The organism is Psychrobacter sp. GW64-MNA-CIBAN-0177 (genome assembly GCF_040309585.1).
Taxonomy (GTDB): domain Bacteria; phylum Pseudomonadota; class Gammaproteobacteria; order Pseudomonadales; family Moraxellaceae; genus Psychrobacter; species Psychrobacter okhotskensis.
Genome location: NZ_JBEOOY010000001.1, coordinates 332,493 through 349,215, shown reverse-complemented (window position 1 = coordinate 349,215; position 16,723 = coordinate 332,493). Strand labels below are relative to the sequence as shown.

Here is a 16,723-nt window from a genome sequence, read left to right as displayed (position 1 = left end):
TATCTGGTCTTTTTGGTTTTGCATTTTCTATTGATTAGGTAATAAACACTATCATTTGTTTTTATTGCGGCGACCGGCTGTTTTCTTTTCACGCGGCGTGGCGACCAGCTCAGCCAATTGCTCAGGCGATGACCATAGACCTTCTAAGTCATAGAATTCACGCGCTTGCGGGGTCATCATATGCACGACCACAGCGCCCAAATCAATCAATGTCCAGTCAGAGTCGATGCCGCCTTCGCGACCAAGTGGCATAAAGCCTGCTTGCTTGGCTTCAGCGCCGACACTATCAGCCATCGCGCGCACATGGCGCTTAGACGTACCGTCAGCGATGACGATGCGCTCCATTACGTCAGTTAAGCTCTCGACATCCATTACGGTAATGTTTTTCGCTTTCATATCATCTAGAGCGCTTTGGACAAGGGTTAAACACTCTTGCAAGCGTTCGTCATTCATGGTGTTGATCATAAAATGTAATCTCTTAAATCGTAAATATTAAAAATAAAGGGGTCAATCGTCAATTTGTCATCTCGCACTGAACCGATATAGGCAGTGATGTATGGAGATAGGATAGACAAAAAAACAAAGATAAGGCGATTTTAACGGAATTGAGCAGCAGAATATAGCTGATGGGCAATAATATATTGATAAACAGCAGGATTTAGCCATTTAGCGAATGGATTGAATTCAGTATTGCTAATGATATCATTTATTGGCGGTATAGGTGTGATTTGCGTTTCGGCAGCGGACAATATATTTACTTGATGGGCAGCCTGCTGTAGCTGCTGGCGTAACTGTGTACTCGATATGGCTAAGACAGGACGCATGTCTAGATAGATGCGACCTTGATGACTGCTTTTCAAGATAGGACTGTCTGTTAAATGTCGAGTAGGCGGTATCACAAGCTCTGTAACTGAATCAACAATTAAGGATGGCAGCGGCATAGGAAGTTGCGATTTTAATGGGGTTGGTAACGTGGTCTCAGGAAGATTTTTACGAAACTCAGCATTTTCCTCGCGATTAAAAATCCAGAGATTGACATCATCTGTCAGCCTAAGTCCATCTTTCCATTTATCTAAGCTGCGCGCGCTGTCCATGCCCATGATAAATATCAAGCTGTCGTTTGGGTAGCGTCGTCTTAACGTGCGCACACTATCGATTGTATAGACGGGCGGCGTCTGCCACAGCTCAAGCTCACTAATCTGTAGTGGCGACTCTTGCGTCGCTAGCTTTAGCATCGCTAGGCGGTGCTCCGGATTGGTGCTTTTATCCTTAAAGGGCGAGCGGGCATTGGGCAATAATGACACCTGCAGCGCGCGCTGTTGTTGCTTGGCTATCGGGAATAAGTACTGATAGACGTACATCGCCATTTGCAAATGACCGTTATGTACAGGATCAAATGAGCCACCCAAATAGGCACGAATGGCGGGTGCAGTCGTGTTTTGATTTTCTTTTTTCTGCTGAAGGACTATATCTGACATAGGATTATTAAAATTAAATGGATTGTTAAAAATAATAGGATGGCTAAAAATAAATAGTTAAGAAGAAAATAAGCGACGCAAATGAGCCAGTCTTGCATTGTAGAGGGCAGGCGCACCGTTGTCATTAGCTGATAATAACTTGCTAAGAAACCAATGATTAAGAATAATTGTGACTAGGGTTTATTCCTATTAAAAAAGCCGACTATCATAGTGATAATCGGCTCAATTGCCTCATGATTTTAAGCCAAAGCATGCAATGATTAAATAAGATCGCTATGCGCTTGGATGGCGGTTAGGGCGATGGTATAGACGATATCATCGACTAAGGCACCACGTGACAGATCGTTCACGGGTTTATTCAAACCTTGTAGCATCGGCCCAACACTGACGACATTGGCGCTACGTTGTACCGCTTTATAAGTGGTGTTACCCGTATTGAGGTCTGGGAAGATAAAGACGTTGGCTTGTCCAGCAACAGGCGAATCTGGCGCTTTTTGCTTGCCCACACTCATGACCGATGCCGCATCATACTGTAACGGCCCATCGACTTTTAGATTCGGTGCGCGCTCGCGGACGATTTGGGTGGCGCGGGTGACTTTTTCGACATCAGCACCGGTTCCAGATGAGCCAGTTGAGTAGCTAATCATCGCGACTTTTGGATCGATGCCAAAGGCTGCTGCAGACTGTGCCGATTGGATGGCAATCTCTGCCAGCTCTTCCGCATTGGGATCTGGGTTGATGGCGCAGTCACCATAGACGACCACTTGCTCAGGCAATAGCATAAAGAACACAGACGATACCAAAGAGTACTGCGGCGCGGTCTTAATCAACTGGAATGCTGGGCGGACGGTGTTGGCAGTGGTATGAATCGCACCCGAAACCAAGCCATCGACTTCGTCCATCTGTAGCATGATGGTACCCAAGTACACGGTATCTTTCAGGTATTCAGCAGCGACGTCTGCGCCAGTTTTGCCTTTACGACGTTCAACGACCGCAGCGATATATTTGCTCATATCGAGGGTGTCAGGGTCGAGAATCTCTAGACCTTCTGGCAGGGTTAAGTCACGGTTTTTAGCCACTTGCTCAACGTCTGCGCGCTTGGCAAGCAGCACGCAATTGGCGATACCACGGCTTTGACAAATACAGGCCGCTTCTACAGTACGAGGCTCAGAGCCTTCTGGTAGCACGATGCGTTTTTTGGCATTTTGGGCTTTTTTAACCACTTGATGGCGGAATGCCGAAGGAGACAAGCGCGGCTCATGATTTTGGCTAAAGTATGCTTTAATCCAGCTCAGATCCAAGTGTGCTGCCACATAACGAGCCACTTCTTCCGCGCGTGCCACATCATCGCTTGGAATCTCAGAGCTCATGTGCATGAGGCTCTGTACCGTCTCAAAGCTGTCGCTTTCGACACTCATGACAGGAATGCCAGTTTTGAGCGCTGATTGCCAAAGCTCAGCCACTGTCGGGCTTGGCACGACGCCACCGGTCAATACCAACCCTGCCAATGGGATACCGTTGATACAGGCTAGCCCTGCAGCCAATAACAAATCATCACGATCACCGGGGACGACGATCAGGGTGCCACGTTTGAAGACTTCGTCGATGCGTGCCACTGAGCGTGCGGTTAAGCTGATACGATTGATACGACGTGTTTTTGCCTCACCGACATTGAGCCAAGTAGCGTCAAGCTCGGTGGCGATATCCCAAGTACGTGGCACGGATAGTGAGTCGCTAAATGGCACCACACCGATTAAGTGAAATTGTTCGGTATTAAAAAACGGTGACAGCCGCTGCACTTCTTGTATGAACGTGCTGTCCAAGCTGATTATCGCTTCACCCGGAGCAACCGGCTGGGTCTCAAAAGTATTGGGTACATCGTGGACGCGCATTAAGATGCAGCCCAAGGTACGACTGCTTGCCATACCGCCAAATTCGCGGGCGTGTACATCTAACTTATCGGCTAAGTAGGCAGGCTTGCCAGTATCAGCGGTGCTGACAAATATAATTTTGGCATCTAACGCATGAGCAATCGCGCGGTTGATTTGTGAGGCATAAGAGGTCTCGGTGGTTGATACCAAGCCTTCGCAGATGACCACATCATAATCATCCCCAAGCGTATGATAATTGCCGACGACCTCTTCCATCAAGTCATCAAGGTTGTCATCCCCAATCATGCGTTCGACGTGCTGACGGCTGATAGACTGAGGTGGGTTGAGGCCAAAAGCATGCATGGTCAACGCACTTGAGCTGTCCAAGCTGTGTTGTTTATCCAGCGTGTCATCTTGCAAAAACGGCTTCATAAATCCGGCTTTGATACCGTTATAGTCAAAGGCGCGAATCAGACCAAGCGCGGCTGACGTCACCCCGATACCGCGACTGATAGGAACAAGTAAAATGGTTTGCATAGTGTATCCTACTGTTTATTATATTTTTAAAGCTCAATCCATCCTTGATGGCATGAGAAAAACGTCTAAATGTTCATAAAGCCATCAGACTTATTTTAAACCCAAAGCATGACAGGTTTCTTGGGCGATACGGAGCTCTTCATCGGTCGGTACAACCCACAGCTCAATGGTGCTACCATCACCGTGGAAACTGCCTTCGCTACCACCAACCAAATGAGCATTCTTATCGGCATCTACTTTGATACCAAAATGCGGCATCATCTCCAAAATGCGCGTGCGCGTGGTGAGAGAGTTTTCACCGATACCGCCAGTAAAGACAATGCCCGTAAAATTAGGTAGGGCACAGCTTAAGCTGGCAAGATATTTAGCGACACGATAGCAGAACATCTCGATAGCGAGCTTGGCATCTGTATGACCTTCGTTAGCCGCTTGCTCAATGGTACGCAAATCATTTGATAAGCCTGAAATACCGAGCAGACCACTGTCGCTATTGAGCATTTTATCAATTTCTTCTAGGCTCATGCCCAGTTGACGCTTCAGGTGGATATGTAAGCTTGGGTCTACATCACCGCTGCGCGTGCCCATCATTAGACCTTCAAGCGGCGTCAGCCCCATGCTGGTATCAAGACTTTTGCCATCATAGACAGCAGTCGCTGAGCAACCATTACCCAAATGCGCGGTGAGCCAACCATGTGGACCTTTCGCGCTCGTAATTTCGCTGGCGCGTTCTGACACATACGCATGAGACGTACCATGGAAGCCATAACGGCGAATTTTATGCTCTTCGTAAAGGGCTTTTGGCAGCGGATAACGAAAGGCCACCGGTGGCATGGTTTGATGGAAGGCGGTATCAAACACGACCACTTGTGGAATATCAGGATAAATAGCTTGTACCGCTTCGATACCCAAGGCATTGGCAGGGTTGTGTAGCGGTGCCAATACTTTTAGACGCTTTACCTCTTCCAGAACATGATCGTCCACGCGTACGGCTTCAGAGTATTCACGGCCACCATGCACCACGCGATGACCAACCGCGATAAAGTGATACTGCTCAAGGAGTTCAAGGATTCTTTGTAGTGCTAGCTTATGACGACCACCGGGAATAGAGATTTCGAGTTTTTCGCCGTTTAAGGTGGTGTGTTTGATGCGGGCAGTATCGAGGCCTAAGTTTTCAGCCAGACCAGTGATACGAGTCGTTTCGTCATCGCTAATAAGCGCGTATTTGATAGAAGAAGAACCGCAGTTAAGTACTAGGGTAGGATTGGTTAGGGTTGATGTGTCAGAATTTTTATCGTCAAAAGTGGTGGTTACGCCGGCGCTCATACTCTATCCTTAGATTATATTTTATAAGTGGTGAATCATTATAGATTAACACGGGTTAAATAAACAAAAACCAGCCGTATTCACGCTGACATAGGTCAAACAAGAATAGTGCTGATTTTGGTCATTCTCGCACTGCCATACTTGATAAGTGTCGATGAGTCGCTGGCGAGCGCCTCGTCACAGCTGCAAGGTTTGACTATAATGTAACATATTTTTGTGCGTATACCACGACCACGATAAGGTTTAAATTCAGTACTGAGGGTGTAATTGATACAACTGTACACCGAGTATCACTGGTGTTTAATAGCGGCTAAAGCACTAAACCCATTCGCAATATAAATTGTAAGAAAGTTTGTCGAAGAACTTTCATCTCGCTATTTGCTAAAAAAATCGGTTATCTGACATTGCTTTTAGAGACACGGTTGCAGCTATAGTTAAAATACCCTAAAAACGCGACAGTATCGATGATATCAATTTTTTGTAGCCTCTGTCTGCGCAGGCACAGCAAGCAAGAAAAATGGATATCAGTAGACCTAATATTTGAATGTTCAACAGCCTCTAATATGACTATCAATTCTTGATGGATTTTCGGGTGATACTAATCGATAGATTTCTGAGCGCTAGTGTCAATGCTAGTATGATTGCTACTACATGGTTTATAGTCACTATGCGCACAGCTTTATAGAATAATGCTATGATTAAACCTTGTTGTGTCGTCCCTGTTTTGGTGATCCAATTTTCATTTGGTTTTTTACTTATACGGCTTATTTTAGCGCCTCCACAGCATTGCAACGTTAAAGGTCCTCTACGCTATGTTTATTAAACACCATTTTTTAAAGCCTAAATCTGCTGATGTATTGGTTGGCGGCAGTCGCCGAGTCTTCTATACTTTTCTCATTGGCAGTAGCGTGATGCTTGGCGTGTCAGGCTGCGGGCAAAAAGGCGATTTATATTTAGTAGATTCCAGTAGCCAAACCGTGCAAGAGAGTACCGATAGACTCAATAGTACCAGCAATCCGCAAGACGCTGCCTTCGCTGGTGTCGATGACGATAACTATCAAAAAGAGCGCTACCTAGAGCAGCAGCAAGTATTGCCTGAGCCGAGTACCGATCCTAACGACTATTAGGACACGTCCTCTATTCAATCGATAACCTTTACCCTTGATAACCTGATGAAATTAGAGAAGTTTATATGAGTCATTCTGAGCAACAAACTGGCGTCACCGATTCCACCCTTGGTGAGTCAGTCACGACCCAAACTGAGCAAGGATTGTATGTCGATCCTCAAGCCTTGACCGCCCATTTACCAGCACTGCACTATCGCGACGACGCTTTATATATGGAGCAGGTGAGTGTTGCAGCATTGGCCAAGCATTATGGTACGCCCTGTTATGTGTATTCAAAGCAGGCGATATTAGATGTCTATCAAGCCTATACTGATAGCTTCGCCAGTCTAACGCATCAGGTTTGTTATGCGGTAAAAGCCAATTCTAATCTTGCCGTTCTTGGCGTATTAGCACAAACAGGTGCAGGGTTTGATATTGTCTCGCGTGGTGAGCTCATGCGAGTACTGGCGGCAGGTGGGCACGCTAGCAAGGTCGTTTTTTCAGGCGTGGGTAAAACCAAAAGTGATATCGAATATGCTCTGACCCAAGGCATTGGCTGCTTTAATGTCGAGTCGATTAGTGAGCTGACCTTAATCAATGAGGTTGCTCAGCAGTTGGATAAAGCTGCACCAATCTCACTGCGCGTCAATCCAGATGTCGATGCTAAGACCCATCCGTATATCTCAACCGGCTTAAAAGACAACAAATTCGGCATAACCCACGAAGATGCGGTCGCGGTCTATCAACAAGCAGCAGAGTTATCGCATATCGATATCGTTGGAATTGATTGTCATATTGGTTCGCAGCTGACTGAAGTTGCACCATTTGTTGCCGCACTCGATAAAATTATTGAACTGGTGCATAGCCTGCGTGACAAAGGTATCGAGCTACGTCATATCGATTTGGGCGGCGGCTTAGGGGTACGTTATATTGATGAAACGCCTGTCTCTATCGATGAATTTGCCGAGGCGTTATTGCCTAAATTAAGCGCACTTGGCCTGACGGTATTCTTTGAGCCCGGTCGTAGTATTGTGGCCAATGCTGGTATCTTATTGACCACAGTTGACGTATTAAAGCCAACTGAGCACAAGAATTTTGCCATTGTTGATGCGGCGATGAACGATTTAATTCGTCCGGCTTTGTACCAAGCTGAAATGGCGGTGATTCCTGAAACGTTACCGAATAAAGGCTTGGATACTGATGCTATGCAGCCGTGGGATATCGTTGGTGCGATTTGCGAGACAGGGGACTTTTTAGCAAAAGACCGTTTATTGTCGCTCGCTACAGATGATGTTTTAGCGATAACGGGTGCCGGTGCTTATGGCTTTACCATGAGTAGCAATTATAATTCGCGTCCGCGTGCCAGTGAAGTAATGGTGTCCGGAGATCTTCATCAATTGATTCGCAAACGTGAAACCATTGAAGCGCTATATGCAGATGAGACATTGTGGCAAGCTGATTAATATTATTTCCGCGATATTTGAATATTAAAAAACCCACTATCGTGCTGATAGTGGGTTTTTTTATGGTAGAAATTTATCAAGGTGTTGGTTTTAAGGGAGAAATATAACTTAGTATTTGATAGTGCTGATAATTATCATTGTATCTGACAGCGTGCTAATATAACGCATACATAAAAATAGGATAGGACTCAAGGATATGCTCATAGAATTTACAAAAATGCATGGTCTGGGCAATGATTTCATGGTCATCGATTTGGTGACTCAGCGCTTAGACTTGACCAAGGACTTGGTGCAATTATTGGGTGATCGTCATCTGGGCATTGGCTTTGATCAATTGCTCGTGGTTGAGCCGCCCATGCGCCCTGACGTTGATTTTAGTTATCGTATTTTTAATACCGATGGCACCGAGGTTGAGCAGTGCGGCAATGGCGCCCGCTGTTTTGCCCGTTTTGTCCAAGCGCGTAAGCTGTCATTTAAGCAGCGTCTGCGTGTTGAGACGGCGAGTGGTATTATTTCGTTGACGACTGATCGCTACGGTTGGGTAGAGGTCGATATGGGCAAGCCGAAATTTGAGCCAAGCGAGATTCCATTTACCCCGCGAGCCACCACCAAAATCCAAAACGCTTTTCATTTAGACGTTAATGGGACGCCTGTGCAGCTTTATGTTGCCAATATGGGCAACCCACATGCGGTGATCAAGGTTGACGATGTACTTGATGCTGACGTTGAAACCTTGGGCAAAGCGATTGAATCGCATCCGGCCTTTCCCGACCGTGTCAATGTCGGCTTTATGCAAGTGATGAACCAGCGCCATATTCGCCTACGTGTCTATGAACGCGGCGTCGGTGAGACCCAAGCCTGTGGGACGGGTGCCTGTGCAGCAGTGGCTATCGGTGTCCGTGAAGGCTGGCTTGATGAAGGCGAAGATGTGCGCGCGCAACTTTATGGCGGTAGCATGATTATTAAATGGCAGCCGGGCTATTCGGTCATGATGACGGGGCCGACCGCCTTTGTTTATGAGGGCGTATTTAGCCCAGATGGCTTAATGGCGCAAGCGGGCATCAAGCCCAATCCAGAAGGCTAATAGACAATGACGACAGCGCCTACAGTAGACTCTAAGTCAAAATCATGGCTATCCGCTGAGCTGGCAGCCACGATAGAGCCAGACGCTGTGCTACGAGAATTATTGGCACCAGTACATCGTTGGCTAAACACTTTGTCAGTGCGCAATCATTCAGCGCATACATTGACCGCTTATTTTGCTGGACTAAACCAGTTGGCGCTGTTTTTACGCGGCAAGCGCCTGACGTGGACGCGCTGCGATAAACGCCAACTGGCCCAGCATATTAGCCAACGACTCGATGAGGACAAACTTGCGCTTGCTAGCGTCCAGCAAGAGCTGTCCGCCATCCGCCACTTTTATGGCTGGCTAATCGAGGAGGATTTGGCGCGTATCAATCCAACGACCGGCTATCAGCTTAAACGCAGTCCTAGGCCGCTACCGTCGATCGCTGACGTGGATTTACTGACGCAATTGCTAGATCAAGAAATCCCTGATACGCCAGAACAAGCACGCTTATGGTTGCGTGATAAAGCGATGTTTGAACTGCTTTATAGCAGCGGTCTACGGGTCGGCGAATTGGTCGCCCTAGATATGGCAGATATGGATTTGTCCGAATTGCGAGTACGAGTAACTGGTAAAGGCAATAAGACGCGCATAGTACCGTTAGGTTTAAAAGCAGCAGAAGCAATTAGCCGTTATCTACCGCATCGTAACCTGTGGGTGGAGCAGATGGACACGGCGCTATTTATCAGTGAAAAATTGGGCACACGCTTGTCAACGCGGGCAGTGCAGCAACGTCTAAAAGTCGCGGCAACGCGGGCAGGCATTGCGCAAAATATGTATCCGCATCTATTACGCCATTGCTTTGCCTCGCACATGCTATCTGGCAGCGGTGATCTGCGGGCGGTACAAGAGATGCTTGGGCATAGCGATATTAGCACGACGCAAATCTATACCCATGTAGATTTTGCTAAATTGACACAAGTCTATGATCGCGCACATCCGCGTGCCACGCATGCGCAGAATGACAAAGATTCAACGTAGAATATGAATTTTCTAAAGGCTAACGTTCTAAAATTTAAAGCTCTAAAAGCTTTCTTCTAAAAGCTTTATTTTAAAATAGACCAGATCGACCCTTAAGCCAAACGATGACAGTCAAAGATAGGCATCTTTTGCCGCCCTTGGGCTTGAGCTTCTTTATCAAAAGTTGCCAATATGACTTCATAATTTTTCTGTTTTTCAGTCACCGCTTGACTATTTAGTTCACTATTATCATAGCTATTTATAATGGTGCCATCATAAGTGGTAATGGTAGTATGTCCCCACGTCTGTCGCGTACTCCCATTTTTATAGACATGATCGCCACCTTGTGCCGCGCCAATCACCATACATTGACTGTCTAGCGCACGTGCACGCAGCAACAGCGACCAGTGTGCTTGTCCCGTCAAATAAGTAAAGGCGGATGGCGCGCTCAATACGTCAGCACCTGCTTGCCGCAAACGCTGCGCCAAAGCAGGGAAACGTAAGTCAAAGCAGACCATCATGCCCAATTGATAAACAGCATCATTTACCTCAATCGGTACAACCACTGTCTGCGTGCCCGGCTCAAACGTGGCGGCTTCATTATAGCTGCCTTGCTTATCTGCTACCGTCGCTGTAAATAAATGAATTTTGTCATAGCGTGCAACCCTTTTGCCATCAGGGCCAAATAACTGGCTGACTTGGCGCAATCTACCATCAGGTACGACCAACCCGTCTGGCCGATAAGCGCAGGGTAGGGAGCCGACCAGTACATAAATACCATAGGTGCGGGCGTAGTCTGCCAACGTCACTGACAGGGCATCAAATTGCTCAGCAGTAGCAAATTGCTCACCCATGCTACAGCAGTTTTCTGGTAACACAACCAGCTGAGCATCTTGGGCGCGGGCATCAATGATGGCGGCTTTTATGTCTGCTAAGTTATTGTCAATGTTTTGCTGACTGTTCATTTGGATAGCAGCAATAGTAAATTGCGCATTATTTATAGAATTATTCATCGTTTGTTTCTCAGTTATTTTTAAGCTGACAAGGCGCTTATCCCATCTTTGTTATCATAATAGGCTTGTCATTATTAATAGATTATATGCACGTAACACTCTATTTATTCAGCCCATCATGCTGGTGACTAAGCGGCTTTGTGAGATAGAAGTCAAAAACTCATGCGCATAGGGTATAAATTATCATAGCAAAATTGTGGCAAAAAATGCTATCGTCATGACCTGATATCATAAAGTCACCGCCTGAATCAGCATAACACATAGTCGATTTGATATAATTGAGACACCAGAAAGGCAAAGGCATGTGCGTGACACTACGGCCACTAGTAGACTAAGCAAGCCTGATAACGTATCTGATTTATATCGGGTCGACTATACCACCACGATTGGAGTGTAATAAGCTACCCATGAGTATGTCGTTCGGATTGGCGACCACGCTAAGCACGTCACAGAAGCTCACCCCGCAAATGCAGCAAGCCATCAAATTGCTGCAGCTCTCTAGTCTTGAGCTTGCGCAAGAGGTTCAGGCCAAGCTGGATAGTAATCCGCTGCTCGAACGTATCGAGGAGGAGGAAGACGAGTACGAGAGCATTAATGATGCGATGAGGGAGGAGTTTAGTGAGCCATTAACCCTCGATACTTGGAACCAAGGTGCTAGCGCTGATTCATTCGCCGCGTCATCGAGCACTGCCACTTATGATGATGACAGTACGAACGACTATAGTGATGGCTCCATGGATAGCTTCGATAAGCTGCAACAGTCTGGTGTCGATGATGGCGCGATAGATTATCAAGCGCTGGATAACGATGACTATGGGCGCTTTGATACGGACAGTTTTGATGCCAGTCATTTCAGTGCGGGCAGTGCCTCCAGTGCACTAGCACGACCAGATTATGATGAGTTTGATAGCTATCAAGGTGGCACCTGCGCGACGATTCAAGACCATGTACGTTGGCAGCTTAACTTTAAGCGTCTCTCCGAAACGGACACGCTGATTGCAGAATATCTGATGGACTCGATGGATGATATGGGCTTTGTGCGCCTCGATATTGACGAGTTACTACAAAGCTTTGAGACCATGGCAAGCTTCTATCAATGGGAAGAGCGCGTTGAGCACGATGAAGTCATGGCGGTACTGCGTGTTATTCAATCGTGTGATCCATTGGGCGTTGGTGCGCGCAATCTGAGTGAATGCTTAGCGATTCAGCTGGCCAAGCTCGATGCTGATACTCGCTATCTAAAAGAAGCGCAAGCGCTATTGTCCGCCAGTGAGCATCTGGTCAGTAATAATATCAAGGCGCTGACTGAGCGCACAGGGTTGGCGCCTGCGCAGATTACCCCGGCGCTTACTCTATTGCGCAGCTTAAATCCTTCGCCAGGTCTACTGTTTCAAAGCTATCAGCCAGACTACGCGCAACCACCTGCCAGCTATGATATCCCTGATGTGCTGGTTACGCCTATCCGTCGCCACCATACTCAGAACATCAGTAATGGCAACAGAGCCGATGCGACTGCGCAAGTCGATGGCTGGCAGGTACGCCTGAATCCTGACACCTTACCAAAACTACGGGTCAATCAAGAATATGCCAATTTGGTCAAGCGCGGCGATGACAGCCCAGACAATCAATACTTGCGTGAAAACCTCACCGATGCGCGGCTATTTATTCGTAGTATTGAAGAGCGCAATCAAAACTTATTAAAGGTAGCGACCAGTATCGTGCGCTATCAGCAAGATTTTTTGCAGTATGGGGCGACTGCCATGCAACCATTAATTCTAAAGGTCATCGCTGAGGAAGTTGATTTGCACGAATCGACCGTCTCGCGGTTGACCACCAGCAAAAGCATCTTGACACCGCAAGGCTTGTTTTCGCTTAAGCATTTCTTCTCCTCGCATGTCAGTAGTAGCGACGGCGACATCTCATCAACAGCCATTAGCGCGATGATTAAGCAGTTAATAGGGGATGAAGACCCTAAGAAACCGCTGTCTGACAGTCGCATAAAAGACCATTTGCTTTCAGAAGGCATCGATATTGCTCGCCGAACGGTGGCCAAATATCGTGAAGCGATGAATATTGGCTCATCTACCCAGCGCAAGCAAAAATATTAACTGTCGTAACTCAATGACTTATCATTAAAGTCAGGCAACCTTCAATATACCTGATTATAAATATAAAAAATAAAATTTTTTGATTATATAGAAACCTGAAAGAAACAACAGTTTTTATTACATTTAATTACAATTTACTGTCTTGCTACTAACCTGCTTTCATGACAAATTAGAGTCATACCAAGGATCAAAACGAAGCAGATTTTTATTTTGGTAAAAAATTGGCGATACTAAATTGGCAATACAATAATACGTCAGTTTTTACCGAAAATTTTGTAGCGGTCGTTGGTAAGGCAAGATGATAAAGGCAGGAATGCTATCTCATCTGTTGATTGTAAGTCATAAATAAAAGGACAATAATATGAATGTTTCTATCAGTGGTCACCATATCAGTGTTACCGATGCGATGGACAAAGCAGTTCGCGAAAAACTTGAAAAAGTAGAGCGTCACTTCGATCAGATACAAAGTATTAAAGTGATCTTATCGCTAGACAATAGCGGCGCAAGTGATGGTGGTAAAAAAAGCCATAAAGCCGAAGCGATTATGCGAGTCTCAGGTCAAGAAATGTTTGTCCAAGCACTTGAGGATGATATGTATAAAGCCATTAATGAGATGGCAGACAAGCTTGATAGACAAGTGCGTAAATACAAAACCCGTCAAGAGCGTAAAAAAACTCAGGGTGCAGGGCGTGATGGACGCTATGAAGACCTTACTACCGCTGATGTAGCGCCAGCCGTTTAGTTTTATTATGATTGACGCTCAATATATAGTGGCTAATAAACCCATAAATAGTATAGTCATTCCACTATAAAAGTATTACAGCGTTAACCTCGCTTGAAGTATCACATATACATCTACACTCGGTTGCCTTGTACTACTTTTAAATTGAATCGACTATATGAATAAATAATATAAATAGCCCATCGATTGAGTAATGACGTAATAAGCAATAAAAAAGACCTCAAACGTATGTAACGTTGAGGTCTTTTTATTGGCTATCATATCGTCATTCTTTAACGCAAAAGATGGTGTAATTAATAAGGTTCAGTTTGTCTTAACTACTAGTTTTTTCGAGGTGACTATCTTCAAGTGGCTATCTTCAAGTGACTATCTTCAAGTGACTATATTAAAACGACTAATGAATCAACCGCTAGCCGCCACCAACTGCTTGTACCACCTCAATATTCATCCCTTCTACGATACGTAGTTGACCAAGTTCGCTCTTTGGGATCAGATCTCCATCAACCTCGACTGCATAGCGACCTTCGCTAAGTCCTAGCTCATTGATGACCAATTGCACGGTTTGATGGGTGGTCTGTAGGTGTTTACCATTAACACTAATGGTACTCATAAAATGTACTCCTTAATTGGTTGAAATTCCTTTTTTCGCCATATCGTTCAGTGACATCATTGTTATCTATCTTTTTCGCGGCTGTTAATAACTGTGTACGTCAAACAACTACCTTGCTCAAGCGAAACGCCGAAACAGCCAGCCATAGCCAACCTGCAATCATTAAGACGCCTCCAATAGGCGTGATTGCGCCAAACCAACGCGGCGCGCCCAAGGTCATTGCATACAAGCTACCAGCAAATATAATCACGCCAACCTGTAGCAACCATGCGCTCGTCTGAGTCGTATAGTTCAGGCGAATAAGGATGCCAACGAGCAACAAACCAAGGGCATGGACAAACCAATAGAGCGTTGCCGTGTGCCACCATTCAAGCTGCTGAGTATTAACCATGCTTTTGAGACCATGAGCCCCAAACGCGCCTAAAGCAACGGCGACGGCCATATTAATCGCTGCAATAGCTATCCAATTTACCATGCCCAAACTCTTATCATTAGCCAAGCCTATCAATAGTGCAGAATAGAATGTTTGCGCCCGCCTTATTGAATGTCATCGGGCAAAATGACACTATCGATGGTCATAGCATCACGAATTTTATCCATAGCATTTTTTTCGATTTGGCGTACACGCTCAGCTGAGATAGAGTAAACCGCTGCCAATTCGTGCAAGGTAGATTTTTGCTCAGACAGCCAGCGCTGCTCAACGATATCGCGTGAACGATCATCGAGGGTATCCATCGCCGCAATCAGTGCTGATGAGTTGTTCTCTTCCCAATCCGATTCTTCTACCATCTCAGCAGGATCGATACCATCTTCTAAAAACAGCTGCGGCGCATAACGACCGTCATCATCATCGCTAGATTGCGCTTCAAACGAAGCATCATAAGAGGTGAGACGCGATTCCATCTCAAGCACTTGCTTACGAGTGACATTTAAGTCATTGGCAATGGCATCTGCTTCTTCTAATGTTAGCTGATTATTGGTCTTTTTGAGACTGCGTAAGTTAAAGAACAACTTACGATGCGCCTTGGTGGTCGCGACTTTGACAATGCGCCAGTTACGAATCACAAATTCGTGAATTTCCGCTTTAATCCAATGCACTGCAAAAGAGACCAAACGCACGCCTTTATTCGGATCAAAACGCTTGACGGCTTTCATTAACCCCAAGTTACCTTCTTGGATGAGATCCGCTTGTGGTAAACCGTAGCCTGAGTAACTGCGTGCGATGTGAATCACAAAGCGCAAATGCGACATAACGAGTAAGCGTGCGGCTTCCACGTCGCCTTCATCATAATAGCGATGGGCAAGCTCTTGCTCTTGCGTTGGGGTTAAAATAGGGATTTGGTGCACTGTATTGATATACGCGCCCAGATTGACCCCAGGCGCTGATAGATGCGTCGGCATCGCTGGCACTAAGTCACGCGTACTCGTATCTTCAAATGCACTCGCATCATAAGGTGGACGCGCAGCAGCAGCTTTTAGAGCTGCATCGCGCGCTTCGTTTTTTTCAGGCGCTGCGCCATCTTTTTTACGTGTTTTCGCAGCATCATTAGCAGTAGTAGCCATATTCTTGACCTTGGTTAAATAGATAAACAAACAGTCAGATAAAAATCTTTATTGTTGTAATTGTAAAGGATAGCGACGCTTAGTTGCTATCAGTTTTGGTAATGATGAAGTGATATATTGTATCGCAATGCTGGGATGATATGCCATCAGCCAGCGCTTCGTTGATAACTGGCTTAATGTCTTTATTGGTGACTTCGTTAACCATCAATTTTAAGCTGGGAGTCGTTCCAGCCTGTTGGCTTTGTTGACAAAAAGCGGTGATATCCGCTTGCGAGTTAGGGTCAGTGGCCACCACATATAACGACTCGCCCGCTGCCACCTCACGTAATGCCACTTTGGTTTTTAACAATGGCATCGGGCAGGCAAGTCCACGTCCGTCTACCAAGTTCTTTATAATAAGGGGTAGCTGCTTTGAGTCGATCGTAGCACTCAACTCAGTATCACCCTCATAAGAGGCAGACAATAAATCTAATAATTGGCGAATAACATGCTGCTGCGTATCAGACAAACTGGCTGGCAAACAGACAGAATAAGAGCCTGTTACGGTGATTAACTGACTGTCAGCGGACATAAAACCTACCCTTAAAACATTAAAACTGGCGTTTACAACTATAGAGAATTCAATAGCCTATTATTATTAATATTAACTTATCAATAGATTTGAGCCATTAATTAAAAAACAATAATGGCAAAGTCTCTCTACCGTGCATCATTATAGCAAATTGCCGCTATGTAGTTGCAGTTGAATATAGTCATCGTAATGTTTGGCTCACTAGAATAACTAAGCAAGGTGTCTTTTCATGGTGATCTGTGCAGATTGCTA

The 16,723-nt window shown here is 45.8% G+C and carries 15 protein-coding genes; 6 read left to right on the top strand and 9 right to left on the bottom strand.

All coding sequences use genetic code 11. From position 1 onward, the window contains the following. Positions 1 to 51 precede the first annotated feature (51 nt). The 4 genes from rsfS to AAEY79_RS01375 all read right to left on the bottom strand — a co-directional run bounded on the left by rsfS (position 52) and on the right by AAEY79_RS01375 (position 5,209). Entirely contained in the window at positions 52 to 465 is a 414-nt protein-coding gene (rsfS, locus tag AAEY79_RS01390; RefSeq protein ID WP_037025541.1) for a ribosome silencing factor, read from the bottom strand. 131 nt (positions 466 to 596) lie between these two features. Beyond that, positions 597 to 1,478, bottom strand: a complete 882-nt coding sequence (gene nadD, locus AAEY79_RS01385; protein ID WP_352286928.1) for a nicotinate (nicotinamide) nucleotide adenylyltransferase — start codon at positions 1,476 to 1,478, stop codon at positions 597 to 599. Positions 1,479 to 1,738: 260 nt separating this feature from the next. Then, on the bottom strand, positions 1,739 to 3,886 hold the full coding sequence (pta, locus tag AAEY79_RS01380) for a phosphate acetyltransferase (RefSeq protein WP_025651914.1): 2,148 nt from the start codon (positions 3,884 to 3,886) through the stop codon (positions 1,739 to 1,741). Between the two features lie 90 nt (positions 3,887 to 3,976). Next, positions 3,977 to 5,209, bottom strand: coding sequence for an acetate kinase (locus AAEY79_RS01375; RefSeq protein ID WP_352286925.1), 1,233 nt, complete (start codon positions 5,207 to 5,209; stop codon positions 3,977 to 3,979). A gap of 812 nt (positions 5,210 to 6,021) precedes the next feature. Here AAEY79_RS01375 and AAEY79_RS01370 point away from each other — a divergent pair. From AAEY79_RS01370 to AAEY79_RS01355, 4 genes are all read left to right on the top strand, one after another. Further along, positions 6,022 to 6,336 carry an LPS translocon maturation chaperone LptM gene (locus AAEY79_RS01370; RefSeq protein ID WP_352286923.1) on the top strand — a complete coding sequence of 105 codons (315 nt, stop codon included), beginning with the start codon at positions 6,022 to 6,024 and terminating at the stop codon, positions 6,334 to 6,336. A 65-nt stretch (positions 6,337 to 6,401) separates the two neighbouring features. Beyond that, positions 6,402 to 7,778, top strand: coding sequence for a diaminopimelate decarboxylase (gene lysA, locus AAEY79_RS01365; RefSeq protein WP_352286920.1), 1,377 nt, complete (start codon positions 6,402 to 6,404; stop codon positions 7,776 to 7,778). Positions 7,779 to 7,974: 196 nt separating this feature from the next. Continuing rightward, a complete protein-coding gene (dapF, locus tag AAEY79_RS01360) occupies positions 7,975 to 8,862 on the top strand; it encodes a diaminopimelate epimerase (protein ID WP_025651919.1) in 888 nt (295 codons plus the stop codon). Between the two features lie 6 nt (positions 8,863 to 8,868). Beyond that, entirely contained in the window at positions 8,869 to 9,885 is a 1,017-nt protein-coding gene (locus tag AAEY79_RS01355; RefSeq protein ID WP_025651920.1) for a tyrosine recombinase XerC, read from the top strand. Between the two features lie 92 nt (positions 9,886 to 9,977). On the opposite strand, the gene AAEY79_RS01350 is transcribed toward AAEY79_RS01355, so the two are convergent. Then, the gene (locus AAEY79_RS01350) at positions 9,978 to 10,877 is read right to left on the bottom strand and encodes a carbon-nitrogen hydrolase family protein (protein ID WP_352286917.1); all 900 of its coding nucleotides are present in this window, start codon (positions 10,875 to 10,877) and stop codon (positions 9,978 to 9,980) included. Positions 10,878 to 11,284: 407 nt separating this feature from the next. Between AAEY79_RS01350 and rpoN the strand changes: the two genes are divergently transcribed. Beyond that, complete coding sequence (gene rpoN, locus AAEY79_RS01345) at positions 11,285 to 12,985, top strand: RNA polymerase factor sigma-54 (protein ID WP_201566091.1); 1,701 nt, start codon at positions 11,285 to 11,287, stop codon at positions 12,983 to 12,985. A gap of 361 nt (positions 12,986 to 13,346) precedes the next feature. Then, positions 13,347 to 13,727 (top strand): ribosome hibernation-promoting factor, HPF/YfiA family, encoded by a 381-nt coding sequence (gene hpf, locus AAEY79_RS01340; protein WP_025651923.1) that lies wholly within the window; start codon positions 13,347 to 13,349, stop codon positions 13,725 to 13,727. 409 nt (positions 13,728 to 14,136) lie between these two features. On the opposite strand, the gene thiS is transcribed toward hpf, so the two are convergent. The 4 genes from thiS to AAEY79_RS01320 all read right to left on the bottom strand — a co-directional run bounded on the left by thiS (position 14,137) and on the right by AAEY79_RS01320 (position 16,471). Then, positions 14,137 to 14,337, bottom strand: a complete 201-nt coding sequence (thiS, locus tag AAEY79_RS01335) for a sulfur carrier protein ThiS (protein WP_025651924.1) — start codon at positions 14,335 to 14,337, stop codon at positions 14,137 to 14,139. Between the two features lie 100 nt (positions 14,338 to 14,437). Further along, a complete protein-coding gene (locus AAEY79_RS01330) occupies positions 14,438 to 14,812 on the bottom strand; it encodes a DUF423 domain-containing protein (RefSeq protein ID WP_025651925.1) in 375 nt (124 codons plus the stop codon). Between the two features lie 62 nt (positions 14,813 to 14,874). Then, positions 14,875 to 15,738 carry an RNA polymerase sigma factor RpoH gene (rpoH, locus tag AAEY79_RS01325; protein ID WP_198015432.1) on the bottom strand — a complete coding sequence of 288 codons (864 nt, stop codon included), beginning with the start codon at positions 15,736 to 15,738 and terminating at the stop codon, positions 14,875 to 14,877. Between the two features lie 241 nt (positions 15,739 to 15,979). After that, positions 15,980 to 16,471: a sulfurtransferase TusA family protein gene (locus tag AAEY79_RS01320; RefSeq protein ID WP_025651927.1), complete on the bottom strand. Its 492-nt coding sequence runs from the start codon at positions 16,469 to 16,471 to the stop codon at positions 15,980 to 15,982. Between the last annotated feature and the right edge of the window lie 252 nt (positions 16,472 to 16,723).

Excerpts from the sequence above, each read along its gene's own strand:
- hpf (WP_025651923.1), top strand. The coding sequence starts at position 13,347 with ATGAATGTTTCTATCAGTGGTCACCATATCAGTGTTACCGATGCGATG.
- AAEY79_RS01355 (WP_025651920.1), top strand. The coding sequence starts at position 8,869 with ATGACGACAGCGCCTACAGTAGACTCTAAGTCAAAATCATGGCTATCC.
- rpoN (WP_201566091.1), top strand. The coding sequence starts at position 11,285 with ATGAGTATGTCGTTCGGATTGGCGACCACGCTAAGCACGTCACAGAAG.
- pta (WP_025651914.1), bottom strand. The coding sequence starts at position 3,886 with ATGCAAACCATTTTACTTGTTCCTATCAGTCGCGGTATCGGGGTGACG.
- AAEY79_RS01330 (WP_025651925.1), bottom strand. The coding sequence starts at position 14,812 with ATGGTAAATTGGATAGCTATTGCAGCGATTAATATGGCCGTCGCCGTT.
- rpoH (WP_198015432.1), bottom strand. The coding sequence starts at position 15,738 with ATGCCGACGCATCTATCAGCGCCTGGGGTCAATCTGGGCGCGTATATC.
- AAEY79_RS01320 (WP_025651927.1), bottom strand. The coding sequence starts at position 16,471 with ATGTCCGCTGACAGTCAGTTAATCACCGTAACAGGCTCTTATTCTGTC.
- dapF (WP_025651919.1), top strand. The coding sequence starts at position 7,975 with ATGCTCATAGAATTTACAAAAATGCATGGTCTGGGCAATGATTTCATG.
- AAEY79_RS01375 (WP_352286925.1), bottom strand. The coding sequence starts at position 5,209 with ATGAGCGCCGGCGTAACCACCACTTTTGACGATAAAAATTCTGACACA.
- thiS (WP_025651924.1), bottom strand. The coding sequence starts at position 14,337 with ATGAGTACCATTAGTGTTAATGGTAAACACCTACAGACCACCCATCAA.
- AAEY79_RS01350 (WP_352286917.1), bottom strand. The coding sequence starts at position 10,877 with ATGAATAATTCTATAAATAATGCGCAATTTACTATTGCTGCTATCCAA.
- nadD (WP_352286928.1), bottom strand. The coding sequence starts at position 1,478 with ATGTCAGATATAGTCCTTCAGCAGAAAAAAGAAAATCAAAACACGACT.
- AAEY79_RS01370 (WP_352286923.1), top strand. The coding sequence starts at position 6,022 with ATGTTTATTAAACACCATTTTTTAAAGCCTAAATCTGCTGATGTATTG.
- rsfS (WP_037025541.1), bottom strand. The coding sequence starts at position 465 with ATGATCAACACCATGAATGACGAACGCTTGCAAGAGTGTTTAACCCTT.
- lysA (WP_352286920.1), top strand. The coding sequence starts at position 6,402 with ATGAGTCATTCTGAGCAACAAACTGGCGTCACCGATTCCACCCTTGGT.